The sequence below is a fragment of the Dactylosporangium sp. CS-033363 genome (assembly GCF_050942475.1).
Taxonomy (GTDB): Bacteria; Actinomycetota; Actinomycetes; order Mycobacteriales; family Micromonosporaceae; genus Dactylosporangium.
Map to the genome: position 1 here is coordinate 1,450,554 of NZ_CP192032.1, position 18,042 is coordinate 1,468,595.

General features: G+C 71.5%; 19 protein-coding genes. 11 read left to right on the forward strand and 8 right to left on the reverse strand.

The genetic code is table 11. The features are described 5' to 3' along the window. Nucleotides 1-42: 42 nt before the first annotated feature. Nucleotides 43-828: an ABC transporter permease gene (locus ACQPZ4_RS06710; RefSeq protein WP_433057216.1), complete on the reverse strand. Its 786-nt coding sequence runs from the start codon at nt 826-828 to the stop codon at nt 43-45. Next, complete coding sequence (locus tag ACQPZ4_RS06715; RefSeq protein ID WP_433057218.1) at nt 825-1,667, reverse strand: ABC transporter ATP-binding protein; 843 nt, start codon at nt 1,665-1,667, stop codon at nt 825-827. The genes ACQPZ4_RS06710 and ACQPZ4_RS06715 overlap by 4 nt, the downstream gene beginning before the upstream one ends. A 68-nt stretch (nt 1,668-1,735) precedes the next feature. Between ACQPZ4_RS06715 and ACQPZ4_RS06720 the strand changes: the two genes are divergently transcribed. Next, a complete protein-coding gene (locus tag ACQPZ4_RS06720) occupies nt 1,736-3,754 on the forward strand; it encodes a protein meaA (RefSeq protein ID WP_433057220.1) in 2,019 nt (672 codons plus the stop codon). Here the strand turns inward: ACQPZ4_RS06720 and nucS are convergent. Further along, nucleotides 3,706-4,365: an endonuclease NucS gene (gene nucS, locus ACQPZ4_RS06725; RefSeq protein ID WP_433057222.1), complete on the reverse strand. Its 660-nt coding sequence runs from the start codon at nt 4,363-4,365 to the stop codon at nt 3,706-3,708. The genes ACQPZ4_RS06720 and nucS overlap by 49 nt on opposite strands. Nucleotides 4,366-4,424: 59 nt before the next feature. Between nucS and ACQPZ4_RS06730 the strand changes: the two genes are divergently transcribed. Beyond that, the gene (locus ACQPZ4_RS06730; RefSeq protein ID WP_433057224.1) at nt 4,425-5,057 is read left to right on the forward strand and encodes a DUF4126 domain-containing protein; all 633 of its coding nucleotides are present in this window, start codon (nt 4,425-4,427) and stop codon (nt 5,055-5,057) included. 3 nt (nt 5,058-5,060) lie between these two features. On the opposite strand, the gene ACQPZ4_RS06735 is transcribed toward ACQPZ4_RS06730, so the two are convergent. Beyond that, nucleotides 5,061-6,566 (reverse strand): aldehyde dehydrogenase family protein, encoded by a 1,506-nt coding sequence (locus ACQPZ4_RS06735; RefSeq protein WP_433057226.1) that lies wholly within the window; start codon nt 6,564-6,566, stop codon nt 5,061-5,063. Between the two features lie 122 nt (nt 6,567-6,688). Here ACQPZ4_RS06735 and ACQPZ4_RS06740 point away from each other — a divergent pair, with 122 nt between their 5' ends. After that, a complete protein-coding gene (locus ACQPZ4_RS06740) occupies nt 6,689-7,513 on the forward strand; it encodes an alpha/beta fold hydrolase (RefSeq protein ID WP_433057228.1) in 825 nt (274 codons plus the stop codon). A gap of 9 nt (nt 7,514-7,522) precedes the next feature. Here the strand turns inward: ACQPZ4_RS06740 and ACQPZ4_RS06745 are convergent, their stop codons facing one another. From ACQPZ4_RS06745 to ACQPZ4_RS06755, 3 genes are read right to left on the reverse strand one after another with little or no spacing between them, the layout of a single operon-like run. Next, a complete protein-coding gene (locus ACQPZ4_RS06745) occupies nt 7,523-8,224 on the reverse strand; it encodes an SDR family NAD(P)-dependent oxidoreductase (protein ID WP_433057230.1) in 702 nt (233 codons plus the stop codon). 30 nt (nt 8,225-8,254) lie between these two features. Further along, entirely contained in the window at nt 8,255-8,758 is a 504-nt protein-coding gene (locus ACQPZ4_RS06750) for a MarR family winged helix-turn-helix transcriptional regulator (protein WP_433057232.1), read from the reverse strand. A gap of 56 nt (nt 8,759-8,814) precedes the next feature. Next, nucleotides 8,815-9,171: a DoxX family protein gene (locus ACQPZ4_RS06755; RefSeq protein ID WP_433057234.1), complete on the reverse strand. Its 357-nt coding sequence runs from the start codon at nt 9,169-9,171 to the stop codon at nt 8,815-8,817. 99 nt (nt 9,172-9,270) lie between these two features. On the opposite strand from ACQPZ4_RS06755, the gene ACQPZ4_RS06760 reads away from it, so the two are divergent. The 8 genes from ACQPZ4_RS06760 to ACQPZ4_RS06795 all read left to right on the forward strand — a co-directional run bounded on the left by ACQPZ4_RS06760 (nt 9,271) and on the right by ACQPZ4_RS06795 (nt 16,082). Beyond that, the gene (locus ACQPZ4_RS06760; RefSeq protein WP_433057236.1) at nt 9,271-9,675 is read left to right on the forward strand and encodes a DUF7144 family membrane protein; all 405 of its coding nucleotides are present in this window, start codon (nt 9,271-9,273) and stop codon (nt 9,673-9,675) included. Between the two features lie 55 nt (nt 9,676-9,730). Further along, complete coding sequence (locus tag ACQPZ4_RS06765; protein WP_433057238.1) at nt 9,731-10,720, forward strand: alpha/beta fold hydrolase; 990 nt, start codon at nt 9,731-9,733, stop codon at nt 10,718-10,720. A gap of 46 nt (nt 10,721-10,766) precedes the next feature. After that, nucleotides 10,767-11,267, forward strand: a complete 501-nt coding sequence (locus tag ACQPZ4_RS06770) for a DUF456 domain-containing protein (RefSeq protein WP_433057240.1) — start codon at nt 10,767-10,769, stop codon at nt 11,265-11,267. Nucleotides 11,268-11,343: 76 nt separating this feature from the next. Next, nucleotides 11,344-12,114 (forward strand): maleylpyruvate isomerase family mycothiol-dependent enzyme, encoded by a 771-nt coding sequence (locus ACQPZ4_RS06775; protein WP_433057242.1) that lies wholly within the window; start codon nt 11,344-11,346, stop codon nt 12,112-12,114. Between the two features lie 184 nt (nt 12,115-12,298). After that, entirely contained in the window at nt 12,299-12,631 is a 333-nt protein-coding gene (locus ACQPZ4_RS06780; RefSeq protein ID WP_433057244.1) for a YciI family protein, read from the forward strand. Then, complete coding sequence (locus ACQPZ4_RS06785) at nt 12,628-13,854, forward strand: RNA polymerase sigma factor (protein WP_433057246.1); 1,227 nt, start codon at nt 12,628-12,630, stop codon at nt 13,852-13,854. The genes ACQPZ4_RS06780 and ACQPZ4_RS06785 overlap by 4 nt, the downstream gene beginning before the upstream one ends. Before the next feature lie 87 nt (nt 13,855-13,941). Next, nucleotides 13,942-15,729, forward strand: coding sequence for a 3-hydroxyacyl-CoA dehydrogenase family protein (locus ACQPZ4_RS06790; RefSeq protein ID WP_433057248.1), 1,788 nt, complete (start codon nt 13,942-13,944; stop codon nt 15,727-15,729). 86 nt (nt 15,730-15,815) lie between these two features. Beyond that, on the forward strand, nt 15,816-16,082 hold the full coding sequence (locus tag ACQPZ4_RS06795; protein ID WP_433066310.1) for a hypothetical protein: 267 nt from the start codon (nt 15,816-15,818) through the stop codon (nt 16,080-16,082). A gap of 230 nt (nt 16,083-16,312) precedes the next feature. On the opposite strand, the gene ACQPZ4_RS06800 is transcribed toward ACQPZ4_RS06795, so the two are convergent. Then, nucleotides 16,313-17,290, reverse strand: a complete 978-nt coding sequence (locus ACQPZ4_RS06800; RefSeq protein ID WP_433057250.1) for a glycosyltransferase family 2 protein — start codon at nt 17,288-17,290, stop codon at nt 16,313-16,315. Nucleotides 17,291-18,042 lie beyond the last annotated feature (752 nt).

Genomic DNA, 18,042 nt, shown 5'->3' on the forward strand with positions numbered 1-18,042 from the left:
AGGGCCGGTTCGGTTCTGAGTAATCCGTTTTGAGCAGAATGTTCAGTCGCGCTCGGTCCACCGGAAGGTCAGCAGGCACAGCACCCCGGCCACGACGATCCAGGCGGTCAGGACCAGCGCGATCGTGCCGTGCTGCCAGGACCCCGCGGGCTCCCGGGCGGCGAACGAGTCGGGCAGGAACACCGAGCGCATGCCCTGCGTCATCCACTTGAGCGGGAACACCGAGGCGATCCCGCGCATCCATTCGGGCAGCTGGGTGTACTGGAAGAAGACCCCGGAGATGAACTGCAGGACGATCGCGACCGGGGTGACCACGGCCGGCCCGCTGCGCCCCGAGCGCGCGAGCGAGGAGAACGCGATCCCGCACAGCGTGCACGCGGTGATGCCCAGCAGCGAGACCCAGCCGAACGTGAGCCATTTCGCGCCGGTGGCCGGAAGGTCGACGTTGAAGAACAGCGTCGCGACCGTCACGAGCAGCACCGTCTCGACCACGCCGATGGCCAGGACCATGACCACCTTGCCGACGAAGTACGCCGCGCGGGGCATGGGCGTGCCGCGCAGCCGCTTCAGGATGCCCTTCTCGCGCTCGATCGGGATCTGGATGGCCAGGCTCTGGAACCCGGTCGAGAGCAGGCCGGCGGCGACCATGCCGGCCGCGAAGTACTGGGTGAACGTCACGCCGGGATCGATCTCGCCGCCGAAGACCGCGCCGAACACGCACAGCAGGATCAGCGGGAAGGCGAGGGTGAAGACCACCGACTCCCGGCTGCGCAGGAACTGCTTGATCTCCAGGCCGCCGCGCAGGAAGCCCAGCCGCAGGGTGTTCATTCGCCGGCCCCGATCATCCGCAGGTACACATCCTCGAGGCTGGGTCTGGTGACGGTCAGGCCCGGCACCTCGCCGCCGAACTGCTCGGCCAGGCGCGCGACCACCGCGGTGGGGGTGTCGGTGCGCTCGCTGCGCGGCCCGTCCGGGCTCTGCCAGGCGACGGTGGCCCCGCCGTCGCCGCGGCCGCCGAGGCTGGCGGGGGAGTCGACGGCGATCAGCTGGCCGCCCGCGAGGACGCCCACCCGGTCGGCCAGCGCCTCGGCCTCGTCCAGGTAGTGGGTGGTGAGCAGGATCGTGGTGCCGGCGCCCGCGAGGTCGCGGATCAGGCCCCAGAACTCGCGGCGGGCCTCGGGGTCGAACCCGGTCGTCGGCTCGTCCAGGAACAGCAGCTCGGGGCGGCCGACGATGCCCAGGGCGACGTCGAGCCGGCGCTTCTGGCCGCCACTGAGGGTACGAGTGCGGGCGCTTTGTTTTTCGGCGAGGCCGACCCGCGCGATGATCTCGTCGGGGTCCGCGGCGGACGGGTAGTAGTTGGCGAAGTGGTGCACCACCTCGCGCGCGGTCAGGTCGTCGAACTCGCCGGTGCTCTGCAGCACCACGCCGACCCGCGACCGCCAGGCCGCGTCGCCGTGCTGGGGGTCGATGCCGAGCACCGAGACCTCGCCCGACGTGCGCTTCCGGAAGCCCTCGAGGATCTCGACCGTCGTCGTCTTCCCGGCGCCGTTCGGGCCGAGCAGCGCGAAGACCTCGCCGTCGTGCACGTCGAGGTCGACACCGTCGACGGCGACCGCCTTGCCGTAGGCCTTGCGCAGGCCGCGCACCGTGATCGCATCCGCCACGGGCATCACTATAGGTGGGTGACATCTTTCATGGAGACCTCTTAGTTACCGTTCAGTAGGGTGCCCCCATGGGCATCGAGCGGCTTCCCGAACGCGATCGACCGTGGGTGATGCGCACCTATGCCGGCCACTCCTCGGCGGCCGCCTCCAACGCGCTGTTCCGGCGCAACCTCGCCAAGGGCCAGACCGGCCTGTCCGTGGCGTTCGACCTGCCCACGCAGACCGGCTACGACCCCGACGCCGAGCTCGCGCGGGGCGAGGTGGGCCGGGTCGGGGTGCCGGTCGCGCACCTGGGCGACATGCGCGCGCTGTTCGACGGCATCGATCTCGAGCGCGCCAACACCTCGATGACCATCAACGCCACCGCGATGTGGCTCCTCGCGCTGTACGTCACGTGCGCCCGCGAGCACGGCGTCGACCTCGCCAAGCTGGCCGGGACGACGCAGAACGACATCGTGAAGGAGTACCTGTCGCGCGGGACGCACATCTTCCCGCCCGGGCCGTCGCTGCGCCTGACGACGGACACGATCGCGTGGACGGTCGCGCATTGCCCGCGGTGGAACCCGGTGAACATCTGCTCGTACCACCTGCAGGAGGCCGGCGCGACGCCCGTGCAGGAGGTGGCCTTCGCCCTGGCCACCGCGATCGCCGTGCTCGACGCGGTGCGCGACTCGGGCCAGGTCGCGCCCGAGCGCTTCGGCGACGTGGTGGCCCGGATCTCGTTCTTCGTCAACGCGTCCGTGCGCTTCGTCGAGGAGACGGCGAAGATGCGGGCCTTCACCGCGATGTGGGACCGCCTGACGCGGGAGCGCTACGGCGTACAGGACGCGTCCGCGCGCCGGTTCCGCTACGGGGTGCAGGTCAACTCGCTCGGCCTGACGGAGGCCCAGCCGGAGAACAACGTCCAGCGGATCGTCCTGGAGATGCTGGGCGTGACGCTCTCACGGTCGGCGCGGGCTCGTGCGGTACAACTGCCGGCTTGGAATGAGGCGCTCGGTCTGCCGCGGCCGTGGGATCAGCAGTGGTCGCTCCGCATGCAGCAGGTGCTGGCGTTCGAGTCGGACCTGCTGGAGTATCCCGACCTGTTCGAGGGCTCGCACGTGATGGACGCGCTGGTCGGCGGCATCGTGGCGGGCGCCTCGGCCGAGCTGGAGCGGGTGCTGGAGATGGGCGGCGTGGTCGCGGCCGTCGAGTCCGGCTACCTCAAGAGCGCGCTGGTCGCCTCGCTGGCCGAGCGCCGCGCGCGGATGGAGCGCGGCGACGACGTGGTGGTGGGCGTCAATCGATTCACCGCGACCGAGCCCTCGCCCCTGAACGCTTTTTCCATTGAGCAGATCGACGCCGCGGTGGAGCAGACCGCGGTGGAGTCCGTCGCGCGGTGGCGGGCGGAGCGGGGCGACGTGAGCGCGGCTCTGGCTTCGCTGCGCGCGGCGGCGTCCCGTTCGGACAACCTGATGGACGCGACGTTGGCCTGCGTGGCCGCCGGGGTGACCACGGGGGAGTGGGCGGGGGCGCTGCGGGAGGTGTTCGGGGAGTACCGGGCGCCGACCGGCCTGGGCGCCGCGATCTCCTCGCAGGCCGGGAACATGGACGCCGTCCGCGCGCGGGTGCGGGCGACGGCGGCCGAGCTCGGGACCGGGCGGCTGCGCATGCTCGTGGGCAAGCCGGGGCTGGACGGGCACTCGAACGGGGCGGAGCAGATCGCCGTGCGGGCGCGCGACGCCGGGTTCGAGGTGGTGTACCAGGGGATCCGCCTCACCCCCGCGCAGATCGTGGCGGCCGCGGTGGAGGAGGACGTCGACCTCGTCGGGCTGTCCGTGCTGTCCGGCTCACACCTGGCCGCGGTGGCGTCGGTGCTGTCCGGGCTGCGGTCGGCGGGGCTCGGGGATCTGCCCGTGGTGGTGGGCGGGATCATTCCGCCCGACGACGCGGAGGCGCTGCGCTCGTCGGGCGTCGCGCGGGTGTTCACGCCGAAGGACTTCGCGATCACCGACGTGGTGGACGAGCTGGTGACCGTGGTTCGCGAGGCTCATCGCCTTCAGAACAGCGTCAGCTCGTCCTTCACCACGCCGCGGAGGGCGTTGTAGTCGAGCACGACGCAGCGGATGCCGCGGTCCTCGGCCAGGACGCGGGCCTGCGGCTTGATCTCCTGCGCGGCGAAGATGCCGGTCACCGGGGCGAGCAGCGGGTCGCGGCCGAGCAGCTCGAGGTAGCGGGTGAGCTGCTCCACCCCGTCGATCTCGCCGCGGCGCTTGATCTCGACGGCGACGGTCGCGCCCTCGCCGTTGCGGCAGAGCAGGTCGACGGGGCCGATCGCGGTCATGTACTCGCGGCGGACCAGCGTGAACCCGGCGCCCAGGGTCTGCGGGGCGGCGGCCAGCAGCTCCTGCAGGTGCGCCTCGACGCCGTCCTTGACCAGGCCCGGGTCGACGCCGAGCTCGTGCGAGCTGTCGTGCAGGATCTCCTCGATCGTGATCCGCAGCTCCTCGCCGCCCTTGTTGACCACGCGCCAGAGGCCCTCGGACTCCTCCAGCCGGCAGGGCGGGCTCATCCAGTTCAGCGGCTTGTACGCCCGGTCGTCGGCGTGGATCGAGATCGAGCCGTCGGCCTTGATCAGCAGCAGGCGGGTCGCGGGCGGGAGATGGGCCGTGAGCCGGCCGATGTAGTCGACCGAGCACTTGGCGATGACGAGACGCACGGCGGACAGCCTAACCCGCACGACGGGTGGGACTGGCATCGCAATGTCATGCTTCAGGGGTGTTGGAGTCATTGACGGGTCTCGGCCTCGCCACATCGGCCGGGCTCAACGCCTACATCCCGCTGATGGCGATCGGCCTGCTGGCGCGCTACACGGATCTCATCACGCTGCCGTCGAACTGGGCGTGGATGGAGAACGGGTGGACGCTCACGATCGTCGCGGTCCTGCTGGCCATCGAGTTCGTGGCCGACAAGATCCCGATGCTCGACCACGTCAACGACGTCATTCAGACCTTCATCCGCCCCACCGCGGGCGGGCTGGCCTTCGGCGCGGCGTCGAGCTCGGAGACGGTCACGGTGACCGATCCGGGGTCGTTCTTCACAAGCCATCAATGGGTACCGATAGTCGTCGGCGGTGCGATATCGCTCGGCGTACACGGCATGAAGGCGGCGTCGCGCCCGGTCATCAACGCCACCACGGTCGGCTTCGGGGCGCCGATCGTGAGCACGATCGAGGACTTCTTCAGCGCGTTCCTGTCGGTGATCGCGATCGTACTGCCGATCGTGGTGCTGCTGTTCATGCTGCTGCTCTTCCTGAGCTTCGGCTGGCTGCTGCGGCGCAGGAAGAAGCGCAAGGAGGAGAAGGCGGCGGCGAAGTGGGCGGCGTCGCAGGGGTACCGGCCCGCGCCGTAGCCGCTACTTGCTGCGGCCGTGCACCAGCTTCACGACGCGGACGATCTGGGCCAGGGTCTTGTCGGTGCGGTCGAAGGTCATCGCGGCCAGCACCGTCGGGCCCCGGCGCTTCACGATCGCCTTCGGCCGGGTGAACTCCCGCAGGCCGTCGGCGCCGTGGATGCGCCCGAAGCCGGAGTTGCCGACGCCGCCGAAGGGCAGCGTCGGCATCCCGGCGAAGGTCAGGGCCGAGTTGATCGAGGTCATGCCGGAGCGCACCTGGCGGGCCAGGGCCAGGCCCTGCGACTTGGAGAAGATCGCCCCGCCGAGGCCGTAGCCGGTGTTGTTGGCCAGCCGCACGCCCTCCGCGGCGTCGCGCACGCGGGTGACGGTCAGCGTCGGGCCGAACGTCTCCTCCTGCACCGCGGCCGCGTCCTCGGGCACGTCGACCAGGATCGTCGGGTTGACGAACGGCGGCTGGACCGCCTCCGCGCCGCCGAGGACCGCGCGGCCGCCGCGGGTCAGGGCGTCCTCGATGTGCCGGCGGATGATGTCGATCTGCGACGGCATGGTGATCGGGCCGATGTCCGCCGTCGGCTCGGCCCCGACCTGCAGCTTCGCCGCCCGCGCGACGACGCGGTTGAGGAAGTCGTCGTAGACGGGCTCGGCGACGTACACCCGCTCGATCCCGACGCAGGTCTGCCCGGCGTTGGTCAGCCCGCCCCAGACGCAGGACTCGGCCGCGGAGTCCAGGTCGGCGTCGGCGGCGACGATCATCGCGTCCTTGCCGCCGCACTCCAGCAGGACGGGGGTGAGCGACTCGGCCGCCGCGGCCATGACCTTCTTGCCGGTCGCGGTCGAGCCGGTGAAGGCGATCTTGTCCACGCCGCTGCGGCAGAGGGCCGCCCCCACGTCGCCGAGGCCGTGCGCGATCTGCAGGACGGGATGCTCCGGGACGACCTCGTTGAAGCGGTCCACGAACCACTGCCCGACCGCCGGGGTGTACTCGCTGGGCTTGAACACCACCGCGTTGCCCGCCGCCAGCGCGTAGGCGATCGAGCCCATCGGCGTGAGGATCGGGTAGTTCCACGGCCCGATGACGCCGACGACGCCGAACGGGAGGTACTCGAGGTACGAGGTGTGCTCCTTGAGCAGGATGGAGCTGCCGGTGCGGCGCCGGCCCAGCACCTTGCGCGCGTGCTGCGCCGCCCAGGCGATGTGGTCGATCGCCGCGATCGCCTCGACCAGCGCGTCCGCGCGCGGCTTGCCGCCCTCGCGGTTCATGAGCGCGGCGAGCTCCTCCAAGCGGTTGGTGAGCACGCTGCGGAACGCCAGCAGGCGCTGCTTGCGCCCGGAGAACCCGAGACCCGCCCACCACGCGGCCGCGTCACGCGCCCTGGCCACGGCGTCGGTGAGAGAATCGGCGGAGGCGACCGGGAACCGGCCGACCTCCTCACCCGTCGCGGGGTTGGTCGAGATCAGCGAGCCCTCGTCGATGGCGGGGACGCCGGGCGTTCGCGTGGCGGTCATGGCGCGAGTGTAAACCCGGAAATTACTCACGAGTAGGCCCGGAACGGCCTGTCGTCGCATGTCGAGAACCAGGTGCGGTGCTCCGACCGTTGGGTACCACAACCGCAGGAGGGAACGCACACATGGAACCCGTGAAGACCGACCAGCTCAAGGTGCCCGGCGCGACCCTGTATTACGAGGTGCGCGGCAGCGGCCCGGTGCTGCTGCTGATCTGCGGCGGCATCTACGACGCGGAGGGCTTCGCCGCGCTGGCCGACCAGCTCGCGGCCGAGCACACCGTGGTCACCTACGACCGCCGCGGCAACTCCCGCAGCGTGCTCGACGGGCCGCCGGCCGAGATCATCCTGGAGGAGCAGGCGGACGACGCGTACCGCGTCCTCGGCGCGGTCGGGGTCACCGAGGGCGAGCCGGCCGACGTGTTCGGCAACAGCTCGGGCGCGGTGATCGCGCTGGAGCTCGCGGCGCGGTACCCCGGCATGGTCCGCACCGTGATCGCGCACGAGCCGCCGGTGTTCGAGCTGCTGCCCGACTTCGAGCGCTTCCGCGCGCTGCTGGCCCAGGTCGGGGAGGCCTACCGGGACGGCGGCGCGGGCGCGGCGATGGGCGTCTTCGGGGCCGGGATGGACATGCACGGCGACGACGGCGCGCCGCAGACCCCGCCCGCGCCCGACTTCGCGCAGCGGATGCAGGCGAACCTGGAGATCTTCGTGGCGTACGAGGTCCCGCCCGTCGGCGCGTATGTCCCGGACCTCGACGGCCTGCGCTCCAGCCCGGTGCGGATCGTGCCGGCCGTGGGCGCGGCGAGCGCGGGGGAGCCGCCGAACCGGGCCGGCCGCGAGCTCGCCGCCCGCCTGGAGACCGCGGTGGTGGAGTTCCCCGGCGGGCACGGCGGCTTCGGCGACGCGGCCCCGTTCGCCGCGAAGCTGCGTGAGGTGCTCGCCGCTTAGTTCCAGGGCCTAGGAGGCGTGTTCCTTCAGGATGCGCTCGGCCACGGCGAGGGGGTCGGCGAGCCGGCCCTCCGCCGGGGCGTCGACCCAGCGCTGCTGGCCGGGGAAGTACGCGCCGGACGCGGCCGCGCGGCGGATGCTCTCCTGCATGCCGGTGTCCATCTGACCGGGGTCGACGTTCGCCACGCTGATCCGCTCGTCGTCGCGCACCTGTGAGGCCACGACGTCGAAGAACGTCTCGCCGGCGGCCTTCGTGGTGCAGTACAGGGCCCAGCCGTCGATGATCCGGTGCGCCGCGCCCGAGGAGACGAACAGCACGCGCACCCGCGCGTCGGACGGGGCGGCCCGCAGGAACGTGTTGGTGAGCACGAGCGGCGCGGTCAGGTTCACCGCGATCGCGTTGGTGATCGCCTCGGTGCTGAGCCTCCCGACGGCGCCGATGGGCTCGACGACGGCGGCGTTGTGGATCAGCACCACCTCGTCGGCGTCGCGCAGGAAGGCGCGCAGGGTGTCGTAGTCGGGCAGCCAGTGCGCGTCGGCGATGTCGGTCGAGAACAGCGTCACATCCGTGGGCCGGTCGTCGCGGAGCTGCTGCTGCTGAGGGCTGAAGTGCCGGCCGACCGCCAGGATCCGATCGCCGCGCGCGGTGGAGACGTCGAAGAGAGCGGCGCCCAGGCCGCGGGACACCCCGGTGATCACGACGGCACGCATGCGGTCACTCTATTACCCTCGCGTGGTCATTTATATGGCCCGTGCGCCGGGTACCGGTGGACCCTTCGGAGCGCCCGGGCACGAGTCGCCGAGCTTCTCCGCGACCGCGCCCAGGGCCTCGGCCAATGCGCTGGTCTGAGCCTCGTCGAGGTGGTCGAAGATGAGCCGGCGGACGTCGGCGAGGTGCGCGGGCGCGACGGTGCGCGCGAACTCGCGGCCGGCCGCGGTGACCCGGGCGATGCTGACCCGGCCGTCGCACGCGTCGCCGGAGATCTCGACGTACCCGAGGTCGACGAGCTTGCGCATCCGGTGGCTCAGCCGGCTGGCCGACATGTTCATCTGTCCCGCGAGGTCCGACAGGCGCAGGCCGTCGCCCGCGTCGCTGAGGGCGGCGAGCAGGCCGTACTCGACGTGGACCAGGCCGTGCGGGCGGAACGTGCGCTCGAGCTCGGGAAATCCGACGAGCACGATGGCCAGCAGCGACAGCCAAGCGCGGCGCTCGGTGTCGTCCAGCCATCGTGGCTCTTCGGTCATGGGTTCCATGGTGCCTGGATCTTGCACGGGGAGGCCAACGACGCGTCCGATACGCGTCAGAAGCGCCCGATCGCGATCACCACGGCGATGGCCCCGAGGAGCACGTTGAAGCCGATCATCGGGTACTCCTTGGCGCGGGCGTGGTCCACGATCGCCAGCACCATGATCAGCGCGAGGCCGACCGCGGCCAGCGGGGTCAGGATGGTCGCGATCCCGGTCGCCCAGGGCAGGATCAGCCCGAGGCCGCCCAGGATCTCCACGATGCCGATGAATCTGACGGTGCTCTTGCTGTACCGGTTGACCCAGGTCATGTTCGTCGCCAGCTTCTCGACGGGCTGGGTGGACTTCATCGCGCCGGCGCCGATGAAGGCGACGCCGAGCAGGATCTGCAGGACCCACAGAAAAATATTCATGGCGGGACCTTACTTGAAGCGTCAAGTGTCTCACCAGGACCCGATCATCGCCGCCGTCGGGTGATGGGGGCTCATCCGCGCGCGGCCCACCGTGTGCCCATGGAGACGTTGGAACGGCAGTCCCGCTGGGTCACCGGGTTCGCGGTGTTCGCCGGCAGCATGATGATCGTCGTCGGCATCTTCCAGGTCGTCGTCGGGCTCACGGCACTCTTCGAGCGGACCTTCTACATCCTGGCCGACAGCTACCTCTTCGGCTTCAACGTCGTGGCCTGGGGCTGGATCCACCTCGCGCTCGGCGTGCTGGTGGCGATCGGCGGCGGGGCGGTGCTCGCCGGGCAGCTGTGGGGGCGGGTGCTCGGCATCGTGCTGGCGTCGCTGAGCGCGATCGCCAACTTCCTGTTCCTGCCGTACTACCCGCTGTGGTCGATGCTGATCATCGCCGCCGACGTCGCGGTGATCTGGGCCCTGACGAGGTATGGCCGCGACGAGGCGGTGCTGCGCTAGCGATGTGTGGGCCGGCCACATGTGACCGGCCCCCATCCGGTGCGACCATGCGGTGATGCACGTCACCTCCCAAGGGCCGGAGGACGGCCCGATCGTCCTGCTCATTCACGGCAATTGCTCCGATTCGACATACTGGGAACCCCTCGTCCGCCACCTGCCGCTGCACTGGCGGCTGGTGCTGCCCGATCTGCGGGGGTACGGCCGCAGCCCCGCCCTCGGCATCGACGCGACCCGGGGCCTGCGCGACTTCGCCGACGACCTCGCGCCGCTGCTCGCCGAGCTGGCCGCCGCGTCCGGGCCGGTCACCGTGGTCGCCCACTCGATGGGCGGCGGCGTGGCCATGCAGCTGCTGCTGGACCACCCCGAGCACATCGGGGCGCTGGTGCTGGAGGCGCCGGTCTCGCCCTTCGGCTTCGGCGGCACCCGCGACCTGGAGGGCACGCCGACCACGCCCGACTTCGCCGGCACCGGCGGCGGATCGGTCAACCCGGACTTCGTGCGGCTGCTGGCGGCCGGCGACCGCGGCACCGAGGAGCAGGCCAGCCCGCGCAACGTCCTGCACGCCTTCTACGCCGCGCCCGGCTTCGACTTCGGCGCGGACGAGGAGCTGCTGCTCAGCTCGATGCTGTCCACGTCGATCGGCGAAGAGCAATACCCCGGCGACGGTACCGCGAGCGAGAACTGGCCCGGCATGGGTCCCGGCACCAAGGGCGTGCTGAACACCATGTCGCCCAAGTGGCTGAACCTCGCCGGCATCGTGGACGCGCCGGTGAAGCCGCCGATCACGTGGGTCCGCGGCGACCAGGACGCGATCGTCTCCGACGCCTCGATGTTCGACCTCGCGCTGCTGGGCAAGCTGGGGGCCGTCCCCGGTTGGCCGGGCGAGGAGGAGTGCCCGCCGCAGCCGATGGTGGGGCAGACGCGGGCGGTGTTCGAGCGGTACGGGCCGTACAAGGAGATCGTCTGGACCGGCGTCGGCCACAGCCCGCACGTCGAGCGGCCGGAGGAGTTCGCGGCCGTGCTGCGGGAGGTCGTCGGCTCCTGAGCGTCAGTGGATGCGGCCGGTCGCCGCGTGCCGCACAGTGTCTTCTGTGGATGTGACTGACAGCGGCGGCCTGGTCTCCCTCATCGCCCCGATCTGCGTGGTGGTCGGGATCGTCGGCGTGCTCGTGCCGATGGTCCCGGGCCTGGTGCTGTGCTGGGCGGGCGTGGCCGCGTGGTCGGTCTTCGGCGGCCACGGGGCGACCGGCTGGGTCGTCGGCATCGCGGCGACGGTGGTGCTGGCGCTCGGGTTCGTCGCGAAGTACCTGGTGCCGGGCCGCAACCTCAAGCGCGCCGGCGTGTCGAACCTGACGCTGTTCCTCGGCGGCGTGGGCGGCATCATCGGGTTCTTCCTGATCCCGGTGGTGGGGCTGGTGATCGGCTTCGTGCTGGCCATCTTCCTGGTCGAGCTGGCCCGGCAGAGCGACCGCTCGCGCGCGTGGCAGTCGACGAAGCACGCGCTCAAGGCGGCGGGGCTGTCGATGCTGATCGAGCTGGCGACGGCGCTGATCATCGCGGCCGTCTGGATCGCGGGTGTGCTCGTAGGGTGACGCGGCGCGGCGGCGGGTGTCCTCGTAGGGTCACGTGCACGGCAAAAATGTCGTACCTGTGTGGCACTGTGTCGGCATGGAGATCGGTCGGCATATCGACGCATTGGAGCGCGGTGGGCTGGATCTCGTCGATGCCGCGGAGAAGGCCGGCTTCGACGCCCCGGTTCCGACCTGCCCCGAGTGGAGCGTCCGGGAACTCGTGCAGCACGTCGGGTATGTGCATCGGTGGGCCGCGACCTATGTGCGCGACTGCCGGACCGCGATCCTGACCGACGACGAGGAGGCGGACGCGGTCGGGCCCTTCCCGGCGGACGACGCGCTGCTCGAGTGGTTCCAGGCGGGGCACGCGGCGTTGGTGGACCTGTTACGGGCGGCGCCGGCGGACACGGCGTGCTGGCATTTCCTGCCGGCCGATACGCCGCTGGCGTTCTGGGCCCGCCGCCAGGCCCACGAGACGACCATCCACCGGGCCGATCTGCAGGGCGCCGTGGGCGACATCGCCGGCGTCGAGGCCGATCTGGGGCTGGACGGGATCGACGAGCTGCTGATGGGGTTCTACGGATCCCGGGGGCGGCGGCTGCGGAGCGAGACGTCGTGCACGCTGGCGGTACACGCATTGGACGGCGCGGCCTCCGACGGGCCGCGGGCGTGGACCGTCTCGATGACCCCGGAGGGCGCTGTCATCACGCGGGGCGCTTCGGATACGGCGGATTGCACGCTCCGGGGTGCGGCTAGCTCGTTGTACTTGGCGCTGTGGAACCGGCGGAGTACTGCCGATCTGGATGTGAGCGGGGACGAGTCGGTGCTGACGCTCTGGCGGGAGCGGGCGACGATCCGCTGGACGTGAGCCGGCCGAGGGGAAAGGACAGGGGGGCCGGGGGGCGGGGGCAGGCAGGAAGACCGCGCAGCAGCGGTCCGGGCCGTCGGGGGCAAGGTTCTGCGGAAAACTTCGGCGTCGGCTGTCGGATCGGGGCAGGGTCGTTCGTAGGTGGGGTGACGGACGGCAGGACGACCGAACGGAGATGGGTTCGATGGCGCAGTACCTGATGAATGTGCTCAGTGACGGGGTCGATCTGGCCAACCCGGAGGAAGAGGCCGCGATCGACCTGTTCAACGAGCGGGAGCTGCAGGCCAAGGGGCACTGGGTGTTCGCGAACGGGCTCAGCGCGCCCAGCAACGCGACCGTCGTCGACGCGCGGGGGCAGGGCGAGCCGGTGATCACCGACGGGCCGTACCTGGAGTCGAAGGAGTACGTGATCGGGTTCTGGCTCATCGAGGCCGAGGACCTGGACGTGGCGTTGCGGCTGGCGACCATGGGGTCGAAGGCCTGCAACCGGAAGGTCGAGCTGCGGCCCGTCCTGTGAGCGACGTGCACGCGGCGATCGAGCGGGCCCACCGGGACGAGTGGGCCCAGGTCGTCGCCACCCTGGCCCGGCGGATCGGGGACCTCGACATCGCCGAGGAGATGGCGGCCGAGGCGTTCGCGGCGGCCGTGGAGCGGTGGCCGGTGGACGGGGTGCCGCCGAAGCCGGGGGCCTGGCTGACCACCACCGCGCACCGCAGGGCGATCGACCGGCTTCGGCGTGAGGTGCGGCGGGACGAGAAGCAGCGGGAGGCGCTCATGCTGGCCGACACGCCCGAGCCGCTCGGAGCGATCGACGACGACCGGCTGCGGCTCGTGTTCACGTGCTGCCACCCGGCGATCAACATGGAGGCGCGGGTCGCGCTGACGCTGCGGATGGTCGGCGGGCTCACGGTGGCCGAGATCGCGCGGGCGTTCCTCGTGCAGGAGACCGCGATGAGCCGGCGGATCACGCGGGCCAAGGAGAAGATCAAGGCGGCGCACATCCCGTACCGGGTGCCGGATCGCGAGGACCTGCCGGCCCGGGTCGCCGGGGTGCTGACCGTGCTCTTCCTGATCTTCAACGAGGGCTACCTGGGCTCGGAGCCGGGCGGGGAGACCGTGCGCGGGGAGCTGACCGGCGAGGCGATCCGGCTGGCCCGGCTGATCAAGGTGCTGCTGCCCGACGACGGGGAGGTCGCGGGGCTGCTGGCGCTGATGCTGCTGATCGAGGCGCGGCGCGCCGCGCGGGTCTCCGCCAGCGGCGAGCTCGTGCCGCTCGACGAGCAGGACCGCGCGGCGTGGGACCGGGCGCTGATCGCGGAGGGGCACGCGCTGGTGCGGGCGCGGCTGGCGGCGGGGGAGGCGCCGGGGCGGTACCAGATCCTGGCCGCCATCAACGCCGTGCACACCGACGCGCGGGACATCCGCGACACCGACTGGTGGCAGGTGGTGGCGCTCTACGACCAGCTGGCGCGGGTCGACCCGTCGCCGATCGTGCGGCTGAACCGGGCCATCGCGGTCGCCGAGGTGGACGGGGCGGAGGTGGCGCTGGCGCAGGTGGAGGGGCTGCCGCTGGACGGGTACCGCGCGTTTCACGCCACCCGGGCCGACCTGTTGCGGCGGGCCGGGCGCAGCGGGGACGCGCGGGCGGCGTACGAGCGGGCCATCGCGCTGGAGGGGAACTCGGCGGAGACGGCGTACCTGGTGCGGCGCCGTGACCAATTGGGCACCGGAGTGCAATAGGGGGATATGCCACACGACGGGGGATCGACGGGTGTGGGCATGGCAGACTCGCCGGTAACTTGAAGGAGCGTTAGGGAGGCCGGCGACATGGCGCGCTCGATTGCATCCGTTGGCGTGGTGGGGCTCGGGACGATGGGCGCCGGCATCGTCGAGGTCTTCGCCCGCAACGGGATCGACGTCCTGGCCGTCGAGGTCGGCGACGCCGCGCTCGAGCGGGGCCGGGAGACCCTGCGGGGCAGCGTCGACCGGGCCGTGCGCAAGGGCAAGCTGTCCGAGGACGAGCGGGCCGCGCTGCTGGAGCGGGTCACCTTCGCCGTCGGGCTCGACGCGCTGCACGCGGTGGACCTGGTGATCGAGGCGGTGCCGGAGAAGCTGGAGCTCAAGCAGCGGATCTTCGGCGAGCTGGACCGGGTCTGCAAGCGCGACGCCATCCTGGCCACCAACACGTCCAGCCTCTCGGTCACCGAGATCTCGGTCGCCACGAGCCGGCCCAACCAGGTCGTCGGGATGCACTTCTTCAACCCGGCGCCGGTCATGAAGCTGGTCGAGATCGTGCGGACCGTCGTCACCGACGAGGAGGTGGTCACCGGCATCGAGGCGCTGTGCAAGCGGCTGGGCAAGGTGGACGTGACCATCGGCGACCGGGCCGGGTTCATCGCCAACGCGCTGCTGTTCGGGTACCTCAACCAGGCCGTCTCGCTGCTCGAGGCCAAGTACGCGAGCCGGGAGGACCTCGACGCCGCGATGAAGCTGGGCTGCGGGCTGCCGATGGGGCCGCTCGCGCTCATGGACCTGATCGGCATCGACACCGCGTACGAGATCCTCGACACCATGTACCGGCGCGGCGGCCGCGACCGCCGGCACGCGCCGGTGCCGCTGATCAAGCAGATGGTCACGGCGGGGCTGCTCGGGCGGAAGTCGGGGCGGGGGTTCTACACGTACGAGAAGCCGGGCTCGCCGGTCGTCGTGCCCGACGAGGCCACGCCGGTGGGCGCGGCCGCGTCCGGGCTTGACACCGGTGCGGTCGAGAAGGTCGGCGTGGTCGGGTCCGGCACCATGGCCACCGGGATCATCGAGGTCTTCGCCCGGGCCGGCTTCGAGGTCGTCTCGGTGACCCGCGGCGCCGAGCAGTCGGGCCGCACCTGCGAGGCCCTCAAGACGTCGCTGAACAAGGCCGTGGTCCGGGGCCGGCTCGACGAGGCCGGCCGGGACGCCGCGCTGGGCCGGGTCACCTGGTCCGCCACGGTCGAGCACCTGGCCGACGTCGACCTGGTCGTCGAGGCGGTCGTCGAGGAGCTGTCGGTCAAGAAGGCGCTCTTCGCCTCGCTCGACGAGATCTGCAAGCCGGGCGTGGTGCTCGCGACCACCACGTCGAGCCTGCCGGTCATCGAGCTCGCGGTCGCGACCGAGCGCCCGGCCGACGTGGTCGGGCTGCACTTCTTCAACCCGGCCCCGGTGATGGGGCTGGTCGAGGTGGTGCGCACGATCCGCACCTCGGACGCGACGGTGGCCACCGCGACCGCGCTGTGCCGGGCGGTGCGCAAGCACCCGGTGGTGTGCGCGGACCGCTCGGGGTTCGTGGTCAACGCGCTGCTGTTCCCGTACCTCAACGACGCCGTCAAGATGGTCGAGGCCTCCTACTCGACGGCGGACGACATCGACCACGCGATGAAGCTGGGCTGCGGCTACCCGATGGGCCCGTTCGAGCTGCTCGACGTGATCGGGCTGGACGTCGCGCTGGCCATCCAGCGGGAGCTGTACCTGGAGCTGCGGGAACCCGGCTTCGCGCCCGCGCCGCTGCTGGAGCATCTCGTGACCGCCGGCTATCTGGGCCGCAAGGTCGGCCGCGGTTTCCGCGACTACTCGAAGCGCTGAAACCGGCCGGATAGGCTGGACGCGTGTCCCCCCGGCGCAACCACCCCAGCCGCGACGAAGAGCCGCCGCCGCTCGATCTCGACCGGATCAAGCGCGGCGTCGGCAGCGTGCAGCAGTGGAGCGACGGCGAGTGGCAGGTGCGCAACATCCCGGCGGGCGCGGCCACCAAGGCGTACCGCTGCCCCGGCTGCGACCAGGAGATCGGCCCGGGCGTGCCCCACCTCGTCGCCTGGCCGGCCGACGAGCGCGGCGACCTGACCGACCGCCGGCACTGGCACACCGGCTGCTGGCGCGCCCGCGACCGGCGCGGCCCCAACGTCCAGCGCAGCCGCAGCGCCCCGCGCTACGGCTGAGGCCCGCCGCCCCGCGCACGGCTGAGGCCCGCCCCGCGCACGGCGCCATCGCGCAGCGCCCCGCGCACGGCTGAGGGCCACCCCGCGCACGGCGCCATCGCGCAGCGCCCCGCGCACGGCTGAGGGCCACCCCACGCACGGCGTCAACGTGCGGTGCCCCGACGTGGCGCCCCTGCGTTACGGCTGAGGGGCCGGTCTCTGCGTGCGGCGCCGGCGTTCAGCGCCCCGCATCACGGCTGAGGGAGATCCGGGCCCCGGCCCACCAGTTCACGGCGCTGCGCAACAGCACGGCGCGGCAGCGGTACGAACGGCAGCGGCTCGGGCGTCGCCAGCCACTCGTCGCGGCGGCGCCAGATCGAGAGCCACGGTTCGCCGAAGCCCGAGCGCACCAGCGCGGCCGCAGTCAGGATCAGGCCCGTCGCCCGGGTGCGGCCGGGGGTGCTGTGCCGGTGTACGAAGGCCATGCGCTCGGTCAGCAGGGCCGTGCTCACCAGGCGGGCCGGCCGCCGGTCGGGCTCCGGGGCCGCGTGCCGTCCGGCCGGGCGCTCGGGCGGGATGGCGAGCATCTGCGCGTCGGGGACGAGGACGGGGCGGGCGCCGAGGGCCTGGGCGCGCAGCGACAGGTCGGCCGTGGGCAGGCGCTCGTCGAAGCCGTCCAGGCGCTCCCACAGCTCGCGCTCGATGAGCAGCATCCGCGGGGTCAGGGCCGGCACCGCGCCGCCGATGGCGCGGTCCAGGCGGGGCAGTCGTTCTGGCTCGAACGGCAGCCCGGCCGCCAGGCAGGCGGTGCCCAGCAGGGAGGGCGGGCCCTCGACGGTGCGGCCGTCGTCGGCGTGACCGCGCAGGGTGCGTCCGGTGTACAGCCTGTCGCCCGGATGCGACCCCGCGTGCTCGACCAGCGTGCGCACCGTGTCCCCGATCGGCGCCAGGCCGGGGTCCAGGAAGAGCAGCCACGGCGCCCGCGCGCTCGCGGCGCCCAGGTTGAGCGCGGCGGTGGCGGGCAGCGCCTCGTCGCGGCGGATCAGGGTCACGCCGCGGAAGGCGTGGCGGACGGCGGCGGCGCTGTTGTCGGTCGACGCGTTGTCCACGACGATCGTCTCGGCCGGGACCTCGGTGCCGGACTGCAGCGCGGCCAGGCCCTTGAGCAGAATCTCGCGGGCGTTGTGCGCGACAGTGACAATGCTGACGACCGGACCTGGCTGGCTCACGAGCGGCTCCCACGGCGAGGCTGAAGCTTCCCGGATAGTACCGGCGGTGGGGGTGAACGGGCCGAAAGTACCGGGGGATGTCCGCCGACAGGTTGGGTGAGAACCCGACGGACGGGCGCCGCGAGCAGCGAAAACGATCATTCCGGACACGAACTCGGCTCGGGTCCGGCTGCCGCCATGTCGCAGGTCGCTGCTACTCTCCCAACGGCGGCCCGGAAAGCTCTGCCGACTATTTGTGCTGATGCGTTGAAAACATTCCTTGAACCATTGCCAGCGGTGGCCGGAACGGGCCGCGACGGGTAAAACAAGGATGCGGGCAAAGCTCGTCGGTGACGCTCGGCTCGGTTTTTCGGGATGTAACGACTGTTGAACGGACGGTGATCATGCCTGCTGACGGGTTGATCATGCGTTCGGGCTGGTCGGGGTCGGTCGCTATATCGTCCGCGGTCGTTACGTCGTTCCTTAAGTCCGGCATAGAGCCCAATTAAGGCGACGCAGCGTGATTGTCCCGAAGTATGCCCGTCCGCGGTGCGTCGCAACCCGGTTTCCCGAGCTGTCGGCGGCATGTCCTTTTTTCCCTTATTGGTGGCCGGTATGGGCAAAGACGCAGCACCCGCGGTGTCAATAGCACCTTCAGCCACGTCGGGAATGCGGCACGACGGTACCGGCTGTGCGACTTCCTCGGTACCTTACCGCCGGGGTTCGGCCGGGTACCGCCTGTCGCGGCGAGGGCGAACGCCACCACAACCTTC